General features: G+C 74.2%; 13 protein-coding genes. 1 reads left to right on the forward strand and 12 read right to left on the reverse strand.

Going from position 1 to position 16,489, the window contains the following annotated elements; translation table 11 throughout:
• Nucleotides 1–38 precede the first annotated feature (38 nt).
• On the reverse strand, nucleotides 39–794 hold the full coding sequence (locus OIE12_RS03645) for a nucleotidyltransferase domain-containing protein (protein ID WP_329131641.1): 756 nt from the start codon (nucleotides 792–794) through the stop codon (nucleotides 39–41).
• 93 nt (nucleotides 795–887) lie between these two features.
• Nucleotides 888–2,456: an acyl-CoA synthetase gene (locus OIE12_RS03650; protein WP_329131643.1), complete on the reverse strand. Its 1,569-nt coding sequence runs from the start codon at nucleotides 2,454–2,456 to the stop codon at nucleotides 888–890.
• Between the two features lie 213 nt (nucleotides 2,457–2,669).
• Here OIE12_RS03650 and OIE12_RS03655 point away from each other — a divergent pair, with 213 nt between their 5' ends.
• Complete coding sequence (locus OIE12_RS03655; protein ID WP_443053755.1) at nucleotides 2,670–5,078, forward strand: penicillin acylase family protein; 2,409 nt, start codon at nucleotides 2,670–2,672, stop codon at nucleotides 5,076–5,078.
• A gap of 55 nt (nucleotides 5,079–5,133) precedes the next feature.
• On the opposite strand, the gene OIE12_RS03660 is transcribed toward OIE12_RS03655, so the two are convergent.
• The 10 genes from OIE12_RS03660 to OIE12_RS03705 form a co-directional block, all read right to left on the reverse strand.
• Nucleotides 5,134–6,708: a phytoene desaturase family protein gene (locus OIE12_RS03660; RefSeq protein WP_329131647.1), complete on the reverse strand. Its 1,575-nt coding sequence runs from the start codon at nucleotides 6,706–6,708 to the stop codon at nucleotides 5,134–5,136.
• A gap of 61 nt (nucleotides 6,709–6,769) precedes the next feature.
• Nucleotides 6,770–7,615, reverse strand: coding sequence for an oxygenase MpaB family protein (locus OIE12_RS03665; RefSeq protein WP_329131649.1), 846 nt, complete (start codon nucleotides 7,613–7,615; stop codon nucleotides 6,770–6,772).
• Between the two features lie 137 nt (nucleotides 7,616–7,752).
• Entirely contained in the window at nucleotides 7,753–8,139 is a 387-nt protein-coding gene (locus OIE12_RS03670; protein WP_329131651.1) for a ferredoxin, read from the reverse strand.
• 121 nt (nucleotides 8,140–8,260) lie between these two features.
• Nucleotides 8,261–8,611, reverse strand: coding sequence for a hypothetical protein (locus tag OIE12_RS03675; protein WP_329131653.1), 351 nt, complete (start codon nucleotides 8,609–8,611; stop codon nucleotides 8,261–8,263).
• 72 nt (nucleotides 8,612–8,683) lie between these two features.
• Nucleotides 8,684–9,052, reverse strand: a complete 369-nt coding sequence (locus OIE12_RS03680) for a DUF6479 family protein (RefSeq protein WP_329131655.1) — start codon at nucleotides 9,050–9,052, stop codon at nucleotides 8,684–8,686.
• A gap of 144 nt (nucleotides 9,053–9,196) precedes the next feature.
• The gene (locus OIE12_RS03685; protein ID WP_329131657.1) at nucleotides 9,197–10,414 is read right to left on the reverse strand and encodes a beta-ketoacyl-[acyl-carrier-protein] synthase family protein; all 1,218 of its coding nucleotides are present in this window, start codon (nucleotides 10,412–10,414) and stop codon (nucleotides 9,197–9,199) included.
• Nucleotides 10,411–11,712 carry a beta-ketoacyl-[acyl-carrier-protein] synthase family protein gene (locus tag OIE12_RS03690; protein ID WP_329131660.1) on the reverse strand — a complete coding sequence of 434 codons (1,302 nt, stop codon included), beginning with the start codon at nucleotides 11,710–11,712 and terminating at the stop codon, nucleotides 10,411–10,413. The genes OIE12_RS03685 and OIE12_RS03690 overlap by 4 nt, the downstream gene beginning before the upstream one ends.
• Complete coding sequence (locus OIE12_RS03695) at nucleotides 11,709–12,173, reverse strand: SRPBCC family protein (protein WP_329131662.1); 465 nt, start codon at nucleotides 12,171–12,173, stop codon at nucleotides 11,709–11,711. Before OIE12_RS03695 ends, OIE12_RS03690 begins: the two co-directional genes overlap by 4 nt.
• Nucleotides 12,160–16,155 (reverse strand): non-ribosomal peptide synthetase, encoded by a 3,996-nt coding sequence (locus OIE12_RS03700; protein ID WP_329131664.1) that lies wholly within the window; start codon nucleotides 16,153–16,155, stop codon nucleotides 12,160–12,162. The genes OIE12_RS03695 and OIE12_RS03700 overlap by 14 nt, the downstream gene beginning before the upstream one ends.
• Complete coding sequence (locus OIE12_RS03705) at nucleotides 16,155–16,466, reverse strand: acyl carrier protein (protein ID WP_033224716.1); 312 nt, start codon at nucleotides 16,464–16,466, stop codon at nucleotides 16,155–16,157. Before OIE12_RS03705 ends, OIE12_RS03700 begins: the two co-directional genes overlap by 1 nt.
• Between the last annotated feature and the right edge of the window lie 23 nt (nucleotides 16,467–16,489).

Below are 16,489 nucleotides of genomic sequence, written 5' to 3' on the forward strand. Positions count from 1 at the left end.
CTCTCTGCCGGGTCTCCCCCGCGGGTCTCCCTTCCGGGTCAGTGGCCGGTCCGGACGTCGTCCGGCCGGGTGTGGAAGTGGGCGCGGACGCGGCGCAGCCAGGCCTCGACGGGGGCCTCGTCCGGTTCTGCGGGCAGCACGGTGCGGGTCGTGGCGAAGGCGTCCTCGTAGTGGCGCAGGAGTGGTTCCGCGGCGGACGGGTCGGCGGCGACCCGCTCGCCGAAGCGGTGGTACTCCTCCGGGTCCTCGACGCGGACGGTCAGCCGGCCGGTGGCGTACAGCTCATGACCCTGGTGGCACAGGCGTTTGAGGTGGCGGGCGTGTTTGGCGGTGCGCTTGCGCAGGTCGGCGGAGAGGGAACCGTCGCCGCGTGCCTGGAGCCGCCGGAACTGCTGGGCGGCGTAGCCGAGGTAGGCGTCGCGCACGCGCGGGGCGGAGAGCAGGGCGGAGCGCAGGCCGATGAGCTCGTCACCGAGTCCGGTGCGCACCTCGTACAACTCGTCCGGGAGCCAGGTCAGTTCGAGCACGGTGGGGTTGCCGCCGAGGGCGAGCCGGCACCACTTCGCCGCCTCGTGCAGGGTGCGGTCGGGGGTGGTGGTGACATGGGACTCCTTCGGCCGGTGCAGGCCGTGCAGTTCCTCGGTGGGGGCCGCGAACACGCCGAGCCGGTCCACGTCGGAGCCCGCGCGGGCGAGTCCGTACGCGGTGGAGCCCACGGCGCCGGAGAGCAGGACGTGGGTGACATCCGTGTCATGGGTGTCATGAACGCCGTGGGTGTCATGGGTGGCGGACATGGGCGGGTTGCTCCCTTCGCGGGAGTCCCCGTGCCGGAATCCCTGTGCTGGAGAGGCCCATTGTGGTGAGCGGCGGCGGGTGCGGTCACCGGATTATTCGCCGGGCGCGCCGGGCCGCTGTACGTCCGCGAACCGCTCCCGCAGTTCCCGCTTGAGGATCTTGCCGCTGGCGTTGCGCGGCAGGCCGTCCACGAACAGCACCCGCTTGGGCGCCTTGAAGTGGGCGAGCCGGTCCCGCGCGTGGGCGAGGAGTTCCTCCTCGGTGACCTCGCCGCGCGGGACGACCACCGCGGTGACGGCCTCGATCCACGTCGCGTCGGGCAGCCCGATGACGGCCGCCTCGGCGACCGCCTCGTGCGTGTAGAGCGCGTCCTCGACCTGGCGCGAGGCGACGAGTACGCCGCCGGAGTTGATGACGTCCTTCACCCGGTCGACGACGGTGAAGTACCCGTGGGCGTCGCGCACGGCGAGGTCGCCGGAGTGGAACCAGCCGTCCCGGAAGGCCTCGGCGGTCTCCTCGGGTTTGTCCCAGTAGCCCTCGCAGAGCTGCGGCGAGCGGTAGACGATCTCGCCGCGCTCGCCGTCGGGCACCTCCCGGCCCTCCTCGTCGACCAGCCCGGCCTCGACGAACAGCACCGGGCGCCCGCAGGAGTCCATGCGGCCCTTGTGCTCGTCGGGGCCGAGGACCATGGCGAGCGGGCCGATCTCGCTCTGTCCGAAGCAGTTGTGGAAGGCGAGGTGCGGCAGCCGTTCCTTGAGCCGTTGGAGGACCGGGACGGGCATGATCGACGCGCCGTAGTAGGCCTTGCGCAGTCCGCCGAGGTCGCGGGTGGCGAAGTCGGGGCGGCCGGCCAGGGCGATCCAGACGGTCGGCGGGGCGAAGAAGCTGTCCGCGCGGCCCGACTCGATCAGGTCGAACAGCAGATCGCCGTCGGGGGCGTCGAGGAGGATGTTCTCGGCCCCGACGGCGAGGTAGGGCAGCAGGAAGACGTGGGTCTGGGCCGAGTGGTAGAGCGGCAGCGCGTGCACGGGGCGGTCGCCGGCCTGGAGGTCGAGGGCGGTGATCGCGCTGAGGTACTCGTGCACCAGCGCGCGGTGCGTCATCATCGCGCCCTTGGGCAGGGCGGTGGTGCCGGAGGTGTAGAGGAGCTGGACGAGGTCCTCGGCGCGCGGTTCGGGGCCGTCGTACGGCTCGGTCGCGGCGAGCCGGTCGAGCAGCGAGTCCTCGGTGTCGCGCAGCGGCAGGACGCGGACGCCGTCGGGCAGGTTCCCGGCGAGGTCCGGGTCGGCGAGGACGATTGAGCAGCCGGACTGTGCGACGAGGTAGGCGAGGTCGTCCCCGGTGAGGGCGTGGTTGACGGGCACGTGGACCAGTCCGGCCCGGGCGCAGGCGAGGAAGCCGATCAGATAGGCGTCGGAGTTGTGGCCGTAGGCGCCGACCCGGTCGCCGGGGGCGAGTCCGGCGTCGAGCAGCGCCCGGGCGGCGCGGGAGACGGCGTCGTCGAGGTCGGCGTAGGTCCACTGCCGGTCGGCGTAGTGGAGGGCGACGCGTGCGGGGGTGCGGCGGGCGCTGCGCCGCAGCACGCCGTCCACGGTGGCGCTCCGGCCGGCCGTGCCGCCCCGGTCCGCCGCTCCTGCCGTTGCCCCCGCGCCTGTCGTCATGCCCTGTCCCTCCGTCCGGCCCGTACTGCCCGTGATCCTGGGGTGCGGCGGGGGCGGGGTCAAGCATCGGGCCTCGGGGGTGCGCGGGTGCGGCGGGGGCGGACATGGCGCGATCACGGTCAACCCGGAACCGGGTCCCGGCAACCCCGTCCCGGACGACGTGTCCCTTGTTAGGCTCAACGCTCCCTTCCGCCACTGTAGTTGGGGGGCACTTTGCGTATCCGTCGGAGATGGCCGGCCGTCGTGGCCGCCGTCCTGTTCGCCGCCGCGGGGACCCTGCCCGCGACCGCCGCCGAGGGCGCGGCACACCACCGGGAACATCCGTCCGTCGGCCGGCTGTCGGCCGAGATCCGCTACACCGAGTACGGCATTCCGCACATCGTGGCCAAGGACTACGCGGGCCTCGGCTTCGGCAACGGCTACGCCCAGGCCGCCGACCAGGTCTGCACGCTGGCCGACGGCTTCGTGACGCTGCGCGGGGAGCGCTCACGCTGGTTCGGCGCCGACGGGGAGCCCGACGGCTCGCTGTCCTCGGCGTCGACCAACCTCACCAGCGACCTCTACTTCCGCGGCGTGCGCCGGACGCACACCGTGGAGAAACTGCTCGCCCAACGCGCGCCGCTGGGCCCGAGCCAGGAGGTACGGGACCTGATGCGCGGCTGGGCGGCCGGGTACAACGCCTGGCTGGCACGGCACCGGATCACCGACCCGGCGTGCAAGGGCGCGGACTGGGTGCGGCCGATCACCTCGCTCGACGTGGCCGTGCGCGGCTACGCGGTGGTCGTCCTGGCCGGCCAGGGCCGCGTGATCGACTCGGTCACCACCGCGCGGCCGCCCACGGGCGGGGACTCCGCGGCGGCTCCCGATCCGCGGGCGGCGGCCGCCGCCGCGCGGGAGATGTTCGCGCAGGACACCAGTGACATGGGGTCCAACGCGGTCGCGTTCAGCGGGGCCACCACGGCGAACGGCCGGGGTCTGCTGCTGGGCAACCCGCACTATCCGTGGCAGGGCGGCCGCCGCTTCTGGCAGTCGCAGCTGACCATCCCGGGCAAGCTGGACGTGGCGGGCGGCTCGCTGCTCGGCCTGCCGATCACCTCCATCGGCTTCAACGCGCACATGGCGTGGAGCCACACCGTGGCCACCGGGGTCCCGGAGAACCTGTACCAGCTCACCCTCGACCCGTCCGACCCCACGGTCTACCTGGTCGACGGCAAGCGGGAGCGGATGACGAAGCGGACGGTGACGGTCGCCGTCAAGGACGGCCCGCCGGTCACCCGTACCCAGTGGTGGACGCGCTACGGCCCCGTCCTCACCTCCATGGGGTCCCAGATACCACTGCCCTGGACGGCGACGACGGCGTACGCGCTGAACGACCCCAACGCGGCCAACCTCCGCTTCGCCGACACCTCCCTCGGCTTCGCCAAGGCGCGGAGCACCGCGGACGTACGGCGCTCCCTGGACCGGAACCAGGGACTGCCGTGGGTGAACACCATCGCCGCCGACTCCTCGGGGCACTCCCTGTTCACCCAGTCCCAGGTGCTGCCCCGCATCACCGACGACCTGGCGGCACGCTGCGCCACGGCTCTGGGCAGGGCCACCTATCCCTCGGCGGGCCTCGCGGTCCTGGACGGCTCCCGCTCGGCGTGCGCGCTCGGCCGGGACGAGGACGCCGTCCAGCCGGGCATCTTCGGACCCTCGCGGATGCCGACGCTGAAGGACGCGCCGTACGCCGAGAACAGCAACGACAGCGCGTGGCTGGCCAACGCGGACCGGCCGCTCGACGGCTACGAGCGGATCTTCGGCACGGTCGCCACGCCCATCAGCCCGCGCACGCGGGGTGCCGTGCAGGACGTGTCCGCCATGGCCGCACGCGGCGGGCTGACCGTGCGTGACCTGCAACGGCAGCAGTTCGCCGACCGGGTGCCGATCGCCGACCTGGCCGCCGCCGACACCGCGAGGGCCTGCGCCGCACTGCCCGACGGCACGGCGACGGCGTCCGACGGGGCGGCCGTGGAGGTCGGTGCGGCCTGCCGGGTCCTCGCGGGCTGGAACCGCACCGCCGACACCGACAGCAAGGGGGCACTGCTCTTCGACCGCTTCTGGCGGAAGCTGAACTCCACTGTGCCGCCGGGCCAGTTGTGGAAGGTGCCGTTCTCGGCGGCCGACCCGCTCAACACCCCGCGCACGCTCGACACCGCCACGCCCGCCTTCGCCACCGCCCTCGCCGACGCGGTCCAGGAGCTCGACGGGGCCGGGATCGGGCTCGACGAACCGCTGGGCGCCCACCAGTTCGTGGTGCGGGGCGGCACGCGCATCCCGGTGCCGGGCGGGACCGAGGCGCTCGGGGTGTGGAACAAGGTCGAGTCGGTGTGGGACGCGCCGGCCGGCGGCTACACGGAGGTCGTCACCGGGTCGAGCCACATCCAGGCGGTCGGCTGGGACGGCAGCCGCTGCCCCGTCGCCCGGACACTTCTGACCTACTCCCAGTCGTCGAACCCGAACTCGGCGCACTACGCCGACCAGACCCGGCTGTTCTCCCAGGAGAAGTGGGTGGACTTCCGCTTCTGCGAGCGTGACATCCGCTCCTCGCCCGCGCTGAAGGTGGTGCGGGTCAGGGGCTGAGGGACGGCCGGTGGCGGGCCCGCGTCGGGTCCGCCACCGCCGCCCGGAGCGTCCGTCAGGCGGTGTCCTCCAGTACGGCCCGGGCCGCGTTGTGGCCCGGGACCCCGCTCACCCCGCCGCCGCGCACCGCGCCCGCCCCGCACAGCAGGACGTTGGCGTGTGCGGTCTCCACTCCCCAGCGGCCCGTGGCGCCCTCTTCGGCGTACGGCCAGGACAGTGCGCGGTGGAAGATGTTGCCGCCGGGCAGCCGGAGGTCGCGTTCCAGGTCGAGGGGGGTGCGGGCCTCGACGCAGGGGCGGCCGTCGGCGTCGGTGGCCAGGCAGTCGGCGAGCGGTTCGGCGAGGTGGGCGTCGAGCTGGGCGAGGGTGGACGTCAGCAACTCCTCGCGCACGCCGTCGTTGTCGGCGGCGAAGAGCCGGGCCGGGGTGTGCAGGCCGAAGAGGGTGAGCGTGTGGTGGCCGCGGCCGGCGAGGTCCGGGCCGAGGATGCTCGGGTCGGTGAGCGAGTGGCAGTAGATCTCCGAGGGCGGCGCGGTGGGCAGTGACCCGGCGGCGGCCTGGGCGTGGGCCGTCGCCAGCTGCTCGTAGCCCTCGGCGATGTGGAAGGTGCCGGCGAACGCCTCGCGCGGGTCGACGGAGGCGTCGCGCAGCCGGGGCAGCCTGGTGAGCAGCATGTTCACCTTGAGCTGGGCACCCTCGGCGGGGGTGGGCGGGACGTCGCCGGTGAGCCGGGCCAGTTCCTCGGGCGAGGCACCCACCAGGACGTGCCGCGCGGCGACGGTGGCCTCGCCGTCGGGGCCGCGGTGGGTGACCTCGGCGGTGCGGCCGTCGGTCTCGACGCGGACGGCCTCGCGGCCGGTGCGCAGCTCGGCGCCCGCGTCCCGGGCGGCGGCCGCGAGGGCGTCGGTGAGCGCGCCCATGCCGCCGACGGGCACGTCCCAGGCGCCGGTGCCGCCGCCGATCACGTGGTAGAGGAAGCAGCGGTTCTGTTTCAGGGACGGGTCGTGGGCGTCGGCGAAGGTGCCGATGAGGGCGTCGGTGAGGACGACGCCGCGGACCGTGTCGTCGGCGAACCGCTCCTCGATCGCGGCGCCGACCGGCTCCTCGAACAGGGCCCGCCAGGCCTCCTCGTCGTCGATGCGGCGGCGCAGCTCGGCGCGGGTCGGGAGGGGTTCGGTGAGGGTGGGGAAGACCCGGCGGGCGACGCGGCCGGTCAGGTCGTAGAAACGCCGCCAGGCCGCGTACTCGCGCTCCGAACCGGTGAGGCGGGCGAACGCCTCGCGGGTGCGGGCCTCGCCACCGCCGACCAGCAGTCCGGTGGGGCGGCCGGCGCGTTCGACGGGGGTGTACGAGGAGATCGTGCGCGGGAGGGTGCGGAAGGTCAGGCCGAGATCGCGGACGATCTTCGGGGGCAGCAGGCTGACGAGGTAGGAGTAGCGGGACAGGCGGGCGTCCACGCCGGGGAAGGGGCGGGTGGAGACGGCGGCGCCGCCGGTGTGGTCCAGGCGCTCCAGGACGAGCACGGAGCGGCCGGCCCGGGCGAGGTAGGCGGCGGCGACCAGTCCGTTGTGGCCGCCGCCCACGATGACGGCGTCGTAGCGGTCGGCGGGGTGTCCCCGGGGTGCGGGCATGGTCCTTGGTAGCACGCGGGGCGGGGGTGGGCCAGGGGGCGTGGGTGCCGGGGCCCCGTGTTCAGAGGGCCGCGCGGCGGGGGTCGGGGCGGGTGCCCGGGCCGAGGCGGGCGGTGGCGCGCAGGATGTGCTTCGGGGGGAGCTGCCAGCGCACCCGCGCGGGGATGGTGCGCAGCACGGTGCCGGTCCGGCGGAGCCGGCGGGTGACCGTCACGGGCGGCGGGGCGGGGCGGCCGTACAGCTCGTGGGCGTACGGCGGCAGGGCGGCGTAGGCCAGGTGCGCCACGTGCCGCCAGAGCAGGGCGCGGGCGGGGACGAGCAGGGGGTGGACCGGCGGGCGGCGCAGGAAGTCGTCGACCTCGCGGGCGTCGGGTCCGGCGGTGAGCACGGGCCGTACCGAGGTGAAGTAGGCGGCGAGTTCGGCACGGCTGCCGGGTACGGCGGCGGGGTCGAGGCCGACGAGGCGGGCGCTGACGCGGGCTTCGGCGACGTACTGGTCGGCGTGGGCGTCGGTGAGGGGGAGGCCGGAGCGGCGCAGTACGTGGAGGTAGGAGTCGATCTCGGCGCAGTGCACCCAGAGGAGCAGGTCGGGGTCGTCGATGCGGTACGGGTGCCCGGTGTCGGGGTCGGTGGCGCGGAGCATGGCGTGGATCTTGCGGACGCGGGCGCCGGCGTGTTCGGCGGCGGTGGTGGTGCCGTACGTGGTGGTGCCGACGAAGTCGGCGGTGCGGCGGAGGCGGCCCCACGCGTCGTTGCGGAAGTCGCTGTTCTCGACGACCGCGTGGACGGCGCGGGGGTGGAGGGCCTGGAGGTAGAGGGCGCGGATGCCGGCGACCCACATCATGGGGTCGCCGTGGGCCTGCCAGGTCACGGAGCGGGGGGTGAAGAGACCGGGGTCGGTGTCCACGGGGTCAGGCTAACGCGGTTTCTCGCCCCCGCCGCCCCTTCTTTCCGGGGCGCGGGGAACTGCGCGAGCAACCACGACGTGCCCGCAGCCGCGCACTCGGCCGCACCCCCCGCCCCTGGCGCCACCGTCGCCCGGATTCACGCCAGCGTCGTCATGAAGTCCGTGCAGGCCTGGGCGCACTCCCGGCAGGCCTTGGCCGTGTCCTCCGCGCCGGGGTGGTCGTCGAAGACGTGGGCGCTCTCCAGGCATACCGCGCGGCACCATTCCACCTGGACGCGGAGCGCCGTCTCGTCCTGACTGCCCTGTTCGGACAGGACGCGGCAGGTGGCGTCGCACACCTCGGCGCACATGATGCCCTTGCGGCGCACCGCTTCCTGGTCCTCCGGCCCGCCCGGGTCCACGAGGCTCGCGCGCAGGGCACAGGCGCGTGCACACTCGGTGCACGTCTGGGCGCACGCGAAGCGGTCCTCCAGGAACCGGAAGAGCTCCTCCTGAGTCGTCGTCCTTGCTGTCGTCGTAGTCACCCTGTGCGGGTAGCCGGGGCCCGGGGCCCCAAACCACCGGCCGGGGCGGGGGCCGGGTGCGCGGGCGCACGTGAGGGGCCCGCGCCAGGACGGCGCGGGCCCCTCATGCAGTGCCGGCCCCCTACGTGCGGTTGCCCTTCGGGCGGCCCCGCTGGTCCGGCGTGCCGTGCGGCGGCGGGCTCATCGGCTGCGGCGACGTGGCCGGCGAGACCGGGGAGCCCGTGCGGTGCCCGCCCTGCTCGGGGCGGACGGCGCCGGGGTCGCCGGAGGTCGGTTCGGCGCCCGCGCGCAGCCGGTCGAGCCGGGTGCCGAGCAGCTCGACCACGGGAACGCGGTGCGCGTGCGCCCGCTCGTAGGCCAGCAGGGTCTCGACCTCGTCGCTGCTCAGCGACCGTATCCGGCTCTCCAGGCCACCGAGGGGCAGGTGGTCGTAGTCGGGCAGCGGAAGGGTGCTGTGCGCGGAGTCGGTCATGGTTCTCTCCTCTCGGAGTGCCGTGCGGAGGCGCGGGCCCCGTCGTACGCCGACGGAGCCCGGCGTCGTCCGTCAGGTGCCGCCGGGGCCGCCGCTGCCGAAGGAGCCGCTGCTGCCCTCGTTCCAGCGGGGCCGCTTCTGCTCCGGGTCCGTCTGCGACGAGGGGTTGCCGTGGGCGGGCATCTCGTGGGGGGTGAGGCGGTGTTCGTCGTCGTGGGGCATCTCGTGCGGCTCGCGCACCTGCTGCTCCTCGCGGACGGGGCCGCCCTCCGGCATCCGCGGCTGTTCCTCGGGGCGCGGCGGGGCCGGCTCGCGCCGGCGGATTTGGTAGCCCTTCCAGACCGCTCCGATCAGGAGCGCGACGACGACCACGCCGGCGACGATCGGCCCGATGACGGAGAAGCCACTGGCCGCGGTGGTTACCGTCCATTCCGTATGCATGGCTCCCGGGTACCCCGGGTGTCCCCACCCAACCCGGGGGGACCTGTCCGAGCGGGTGAACCGGCCGCCGCCCCGCGCACCGGACGAGCGGCGGGCCCGTTCTCCTGACGTGACGCCAGGAGAACGGGCCCGCCGCTCGTCCGCTCAGGCCCGTGTCACCACGAGGCTGACGTTGTGCCCGCCGAAGCCGAAGGAGTTGGCCAGGGCCGCCGCCGGGCGGTCCACGCGGTTCTCCCCCGCGACGACGTCCAGGTGGATCCTGGGGTCCACCGTCCGCAGGTTGCGGGTCGCCGGGACGACCCCGTGGTGGACGGCGAGCAGGGCGGACATGGCGCCGAAGGCCCCGGAGGCGCCGAGCATGTGCCCGGTCATGGACTTCGTCGCCGTGACCGTCGGGTGGTCGCCGACCGCCTTGGCGATCGCGTCGGCCTCCGCCAGGTCACCGCCCTCCGTCGAGGTGGCGTGCGCGTGCACGTGCTCGACGTCGCCGGGCGCCAGCTCCGCGTCCCGCAGCGCCGCGCGGATGGCCTGCACCTGGCCCTCCGCGTCGGAGGCGGAGATGTGGTGGGCGCTGGAGTTGACGGCGGCCCCGGCCAGGGCGCCGTAGACGCGGGCGCCCCGGGCGCGCGCGAGGTCCGCGCGCTCCAGGACCATGACGCTCGCGCCCTCCGCCATCACGAAGCCGGTGCGGTCCGCGTCGAAGGGCCGGGACACGGCGGCCGGGTCGCCGTCGTCCCGGGAGAGCGCCTTCATCTGGGCGAACGCTCCCACGATGAACGGGTGCACCGAGGCCTCGGTGCCGCCCGCGACCACCACGTCGGCGCGGCCGAGCCGGATCAGGTCCAGGCCCAGGGCGAGGGCCTCCGCGCCGGAGGCGCAGGCGCTGACCGGCGCCCGCGCCCCGGCCCGCGCGCCCAGGTCGAGGCTGACCCAGGCGGCGGGACCGTTCGGCATCAGCATGGGCACGGCGTGCGGGGACAGCCTGCGCATGCCGGAGTTCTCGTACAGCTCGTTCTGGCCGAGCGTGCTGAGGACGCCGCCGATGCCGGTGCCGACGACCACGGCGAGCCGTTCGGGCTCGACCTCGGGCCGCCCGGCATCCTCCATGGCCTGCCGGGCGGCGGCCACGGCGAGCTGCTCCCCGCGGTCCAGCTTGCGCGCCTGCACCCGGCCCAGGACGTCGACCGGGTCGGCGGTGACCGTCCCGGCGATCCGTACGGGCAGGTCCTCGGGCCAGTCCCCGGGCAGGGCGCGCACGCCGGAGCGCTGGTCGAGCAGCGCCTGCCAGGAGTCGGCCGCGGTCGCGCCCAGGGGGGTGAGCGCGCCGAGACCGGTGATCACGACGCCGGGGTCCCGGCTCATCCGCCGTTCTCCTTCGTGTGCTCCGCGGACCGGTCGGACCGTGCGCCGCCCTTGAAGAGCAGGGCGACGTTGTGGCCGCCGAAGCCGGCCGAGTTCTTGACGGCGGCGTTCTGCTCGTCGCCCAGTTTGAGCGGCGAGCCGTGCACCACGTCGAGCTCGACACCGTCGTCGAGGCGGCGGAAGTTGCGGGTCGGCGGCACCAGCCCGTGGTGCAGGCTGAGGATGGTGGCGATGGACTCGATGGCGCCGGCCGCTCCCAGGCTGTGCCCGGTCATGGACTTCAGGGCGGTGAGCGCCGGGAGCCGGCCGCTCTCGCCGAAGACCGCCCGGACCGCCTTGGCCTCGGCCGCGTCGCCGGGGATCGTGGCCGTGCCGTTGGCGTTGAAGAAGGCCACCTCCTCGGGGGAGACGCCGCCCTCCTTCAGCGCGGCCCGTACGGCGAGGGCGCTGCCGGCGCCCTCCGGGTCCGGCTGCACCATGTGGTAGGCGTCGGAGGTGATGCCGACCCCGGCCAGCTCGGCGTAGATCCGGGCGCCGCGCTCGCGGGCGTGCCGCTCGGACTCCAGGACGAGGACGCCCGAACCCTCGCCGAGGACCATGCCGTCGCGGTCCGCGTCGAAGGGGCGGGGCGCGGAGCCGGGGTCGTCCACCCGCGCGGACAGTGCCCGCATGGCCGAGAACGAGGCGAGGACCAGCGGGTGCAGCGGGGCCTCCGTGCCGCCCGCCACGACGACGTCGGCGTCGCCGCGGCGGATCAGCTCGGCGGCCGTGGCCAGCGCCTGGGTGCCCGACGAGCAGGCGTTGACGCTGGCGTGCACCCCGACGCGGGCGTTGACCAGCAGGGCCACGGCCGCGGCGGAGCCGTTGCCCATGGACATCGGCACGGTCATCGGCGGCACCCGCCGCCAGCCGCGGTCCTTGAGCGCCTCCCAGCCGTTGATGATGGCGTTCATGTCGCCCAGCGCGGCCGAGACGGCGACGGCCACCCGGTGCGGGGAGAGGGTGGCGTCGTCGAGCCCGGCGTCGCTCCATGCCTCGGCCGCGGCGGTGACCGCGAGCTGTGCGGAGCGGCTGAAGCGGCGGCGCTGCTGGTGGTCGAGCGCGGCGCCGGGCTCGACCTTGACGCGGCCGCCGAGGACGGGCGGCATCTCCTCGGTCCACGGCTCGTCGTCGAGCACGCGGACGCCGCTGTCGCCGCGCAGCAGCGCGTCCCATGTGGCGGCCACGTCACCGCCGAGCGGAGTGGTCGCGCCGAGGCCGGTGACGACGACCTTGGCCTGCTCCTGGGAAGTGCTCATCGGGTGCGTGCCTCCTGTCCGAGCCGGGCGGCGAGCTTGCCGGAGTCCTTCTTGACCGAGTTGACGAGCACCTTGCGCAGCAGGGTCTTCGGCATGATGCCGAAGTAGTCCCCGGGCTGGACATCGAACGTCCAGTGCACGTCGGTGCCGCCGTCCGCGTTGGCGGTGTACGCGTAGGTGCCCTGGTAGCTCACCGGTCCGCTCAGCGTGTGGAACGTCGACAGGCGGCCCGGCTCGAACTCGTCGATCTCGACGGTGAACTCCATGCGCTTGCCGATGAGCTGGAAAACGATGTCGTACCGGCAGCCGGGCCGCGGCTCGCCGCCCCGGAGGGTGACCTCGACGACGGCCGCCTGCCACACCGGGTCCTGCTCGGGGTCCGAGATGCGCGCGAACGCCTCCTGCGGGGGGACGGGCACGCTGAAGGTGTACTCGGCCCGGACCGTCTCATCCTTGGTCATCGTGGGTGTCTCCCTCTCCGTGGCCGGCGGCCGGGTGCGTGTGCAGGTGGGGGCCGACGGCCAGGGCGGCCTGCTCGGCGTGCGGCGGGTACATCACCGAGTTGTGGTCGCCGGGGACGTCGATGACGTCCAGGGACCCCTCGATCAGTGACTGCCAGCCGAGCGCGGGCCCGTAGTCGGTGGTCTCGTCGACGGCGCGCAGCAGCACCAGGTCGACGTCGGCGGGCTCCGGCAGATAGGTCTGCAGGGCGATGCCGTTGGCCAGGTAGGCCTCGAAGTAGCGCAGGATCTGCGCCCGGTCGGCGTCCTGGGCGAGGACGCCGAGGTCGGCGGCCTCCTTGAGGATGTGGTCGAACGCGGCGTCGCCGCCGAGTTCGCGCAGGAGCTCGGCCGGGATGTCGAGCGTCTTGCCGTAGGGCACCGCGAGGTCCCGGGCGAACCACGACAGGATCGTCGCGTCGTCGGAGGACTCCGGGATGTTCTCCTCGATGGGCGCACGGCTGTCGATGCCGAAGAGGAGGTCGGTCTCCTCCCCCGCCGCGCGCAGCTGGACGGCGACCTCGTAGGCGATGACGCCGCCGAAACACCAGCCGCCCACCGAGTAGGGGCCGGCCGGCTGCACGTCCTTGATGTACTCCAGGTAGCGGGTGGCCATGGCCTCGACGCTGACCTCGGCCTCGCCCTCGCTCTCGATGCCGGGCGCCTCGATGGCGAGGACGGGCCGGCCCTCGGGCAGATGGCGGGTGAGTTCGACGTAGCAGAAGACGGTGCCGCCGAAGGGGTGGAACAGGAACACCGGCCGCTGGTCCGGGTGGGCGGGGTCGCCCTCCCGCAGGGTGACCACCGGGACGCGCTCGCTGTCCTGGCCGCCGCGGCGGACGATGGCGGCAAGTTCCGCGACGGTGCCCTGGCGGAGCATGACGGAGATCGGCACCTCGACGTCCCACTCCTCGCGGATGGCCGCGCTGAGCCGGACGGCGAGCAGGGAGTGGCCGCCCACGTCGAAGAAGTTGTCGTGGATGCCGACCTGGGACAGGCCGAGGATCTCCGACCACATTCGCGCCAGGGTGATCTCCGTGGCGTCGCGCGGCTTGGCGAATCCGGCGTCGGAGGTGACGACGGGCTCGGGCAGCCGGTTGCGGTCGATCTTCTTGTTGGCGGTCAGCGGCAGTTCGTCGAGGACCATGACGACGCCGGGCACCATGTACGGCGGGAGGGAGACGGCCGCCGCCGACTTGACGTCCGCCTGCTTGAGTTCGGCGCCGGGCTCGGCGACCAGGTAGGCCACGAGGCGGTCCTCGCGGACGACGACCACGGCCGTGGCGACCCCGTCGACCGCTTCGAGGACGGTCTCGACCTCGGAGAGCTCGATGCGGTAGCCGCGCAGCTTGACCTGGTTGTCCAGCCTGCCGTGGTGCAGCAGCCGGCCCTCGCTGGTGAAGCGGGCCCGGTCGCCGGTGCGGTAGAGCCGGTCCCCGGGGGCGGCGGGGAGTCCGGTGACGAACCGCTCCGCCGTCAGCTCCTCGCGGTCCCAGTAGCCGAGCGCGAGGCCGTCGCCGCCGATCCACAGCTCGCCGGGGAAGCCCGGTTCCACCTGCCGGCCCTGCGGGTCGAGGGTGTAGAGCCGGGTGTTGGCCAGCGGTGTGCCGATGTCGATGCCCCGGGCGGGGTCGACGCGGCCGGAGGTGGACCAGATGGTCGTCTCGGTGGGCCCGTAGACGTTGCGCAGGCTCGCCACCCGCGAGCCCAGGAACTCCGCCAGTTCCAGGGGGAGTTCCTCGCCGCCGCAGAGCACGTTGAGCCGCTCGGAGCCCTGCCAGCCGGCGTCCCGGAGCATGCGCCAGGAGGTGGGCGTGGCCTGCATCCAGGTGGCGCCGGACTCCTCGATCCGGACGGCGAGCGCGGCGCCGTCGGCCGCGGTGGTGCTGTCGCAGACGATCACCCGGCCGCCGGTGAGGAGCGGCAGGTACAGCTCCAGGCCGGCGATGTCGAAGGAGACCGTGGTGACGGCGAGAAGGCTGTCGGCGGCGGTGAAGCCGGTGTCCTCGCCCATCGAGAGGAGCAGGTTGGTCAGGGCGTGGTGCGGGATCGCCACGCCCTTGGGCCGGCCGGTGGAGCCGGAGGTGTAGAGGACGTAGGCGAGGTCGCCCGCCCCGACCGCGGCGCGCTCGCCGCCGGGGGCGGCGGCCGGCAGTTCGTCGAGGTCGAGCACGGGCAGCCCGGGCAGGTGGCTCGCGGCCAGTGCGCTCCGGCTGAGCAGCAGCCGGGCGCGGGAGTCCTCGGCCATGTAGGCCAGCCGCTCGGCGGGGAGGTTCGGGTCCAGTGGCACATAGGCGGCCCCGGCCTCCAGGACGCCCAGCAGGGCGGCCACGAGCGGCGCCCCGCGGTCGACCATCACCGCGACCCGGTCACCGGTGACGACCCCGGCGGCCCGCAGCGCCGCCGCGATCGTCTCGGCCTCGTGCAGCAGCCGGCCGTAACTCCACTGCTCCTCCCCGGCGGCCCCGGCGACCAGTGCGATCGCGTCGGGGGTGCGGGTGGCCTGTTCCCGGAAGAGGTGCGGCAGCCCGGCCTCGGGGACGGCGCGGTCGGGGCCGGTGCCCCAGGCGGCGATCCGGGCCCGCTGTCCCTCGTCGCCCCGGGGCAGGCTGCCCAGCGGCTCGTCGGGGCGGGTGACCAGCGTCTCCACGGTGGTGACGAAGGAGGCGGCCAGTTCGCGGGCCGTCTCGGCGGTGAAGACGTCGGTGTTGAAGCGCAGGACGCCCGCGTAGGCGCCGGCGCGCTCCGCGCCCATCTCGATCCAGAGGTCGGTCTGGCCCTCCTGCTGCGGCAGCGGGTACGGCCGCAGGGTGGCGCCGGCCAGCTCCAGCTCGGTGCCCTCGCCGGGCTCCAGCAGGAAGAAGTCGTCCATGTCGTTCAGGAACGGCAGCCGGTCCCAGGCGAAACCGGCCTGGTACAGGGGCGTGCGGCTGGGGTCGCGCGGCGGCGCCAGCTCCCGGACCAGCCAGGGGAAGGGCAGTTCCTGCGCCCGGGTGGCCCGCAGCACCCGCTCGCGGGCGGAGGCGAGGAGCTGACGGTAGGTCGACTCCTCGTCCACCTCGCCGCGGACGACGACGGTGTTGACGAAGTTGCCGAGCGCGTCGCGGAACTGCCGCTGCACCCGGCCGGAGGTGGGCGTGCCGACCATGACGTCCGCCTGGCCGCTGAGCCGGCTGAGCAGCACCAGGTAGGCGGCGAGCAGCACGGTGTACGGCGTGGTGGCGGACTCGCGCGCCAGTCGCCGTACCGCCTCGGTGGTGTCGGCGCTCAGGCCGAACGGCACCGAGGAGCCGTCGTAGGACGGGGCGGGCGGCCGGGGCCGGTCGCCGTACAGGTCGAGGGCGGGGGGCGCGTCGGCGAGCCGTTCGGCCTCGCCGGCGAGCAGGGTGGCGGCCCGCTCGCCGGTGAGGAAGGTGCGCTGCTGCTCGGCGTAGGCCGCGAAGGCGCCGCCGTCCAGGGTGAACCGGTTCTCGGTGCCCTCCAGCCGGCTGCGCACCTCGGACAGCAGGAGCGCCAGCGACCAGAAGTCGATCGCGATGTGGTGCATCACGACGGTGAACACCCAGGTGCGCTCGGCGGTCCGGTAGAGGTGGACGCGCCACAGCGGCGGGCGGGCCAGGTCGAACGGCTCGCGGCTGTCGGTGCGGATGCGGCGGCGCAGTACGTCCGGGTCGGTGCCGCGCACGTCGGCGTGCCGGATGTCGGGGCGGACGGTGTCGGACACCCACTGCTCGGGTCCCTCGGGGCCGCCGCGGAAGGCGATCCGGAGGGCGTCGTGCTCGCGGGTCAGGTCCTCGACGACGTCCAGGACGCGGGGGCCGAGTTCGGGGTCGGCGGTGACCTCGGCCGCGAAGGTGATGTGGTAGGCCGCGCACCCGGGGTCGGTCTCGTGGATGAACCAGAGCCCGGCCTGCTGGTGGTTGGCGGGTATCGGCGCGCTCATCACTGGCCGTCCGCGGCGGCCCGGGCCGGTACGGCGCCGTCGGCCGGCGTGCCGTCGTTCATCAGCGCCCAGAGCGCCTCGGCGAGGGAGTCGACCGTGGGGTGGTCCCAGAGCAGGTCCACCGGCGGGTCGGTGAGGCCGCAGGAGTCTTCTATCTCCATGCCGACGGTGAGGGCCGCCATGGAGTCCAGGCCGTAGGAGGTGAAGGGCTGGTCGGTGGCGAGCTCGGCGGGGGCGACGCCGGCTTCGGCGGACACCGCCTTGATCAGTACGTTGCGGACGTCGTCCAGCGTCATGTCCGTGGTGCTCATCTCGGTTCGGAACCTTTCCGGTG

The organism is Streptomyces sp. NBC_00670, assembly GCF_036226765.1.
Taxonomy (GTDB): Bacteria; Actinomycetota; Actinomycetes; order Streptomycetales; family Streptomycetaceae; genus Streptomyces.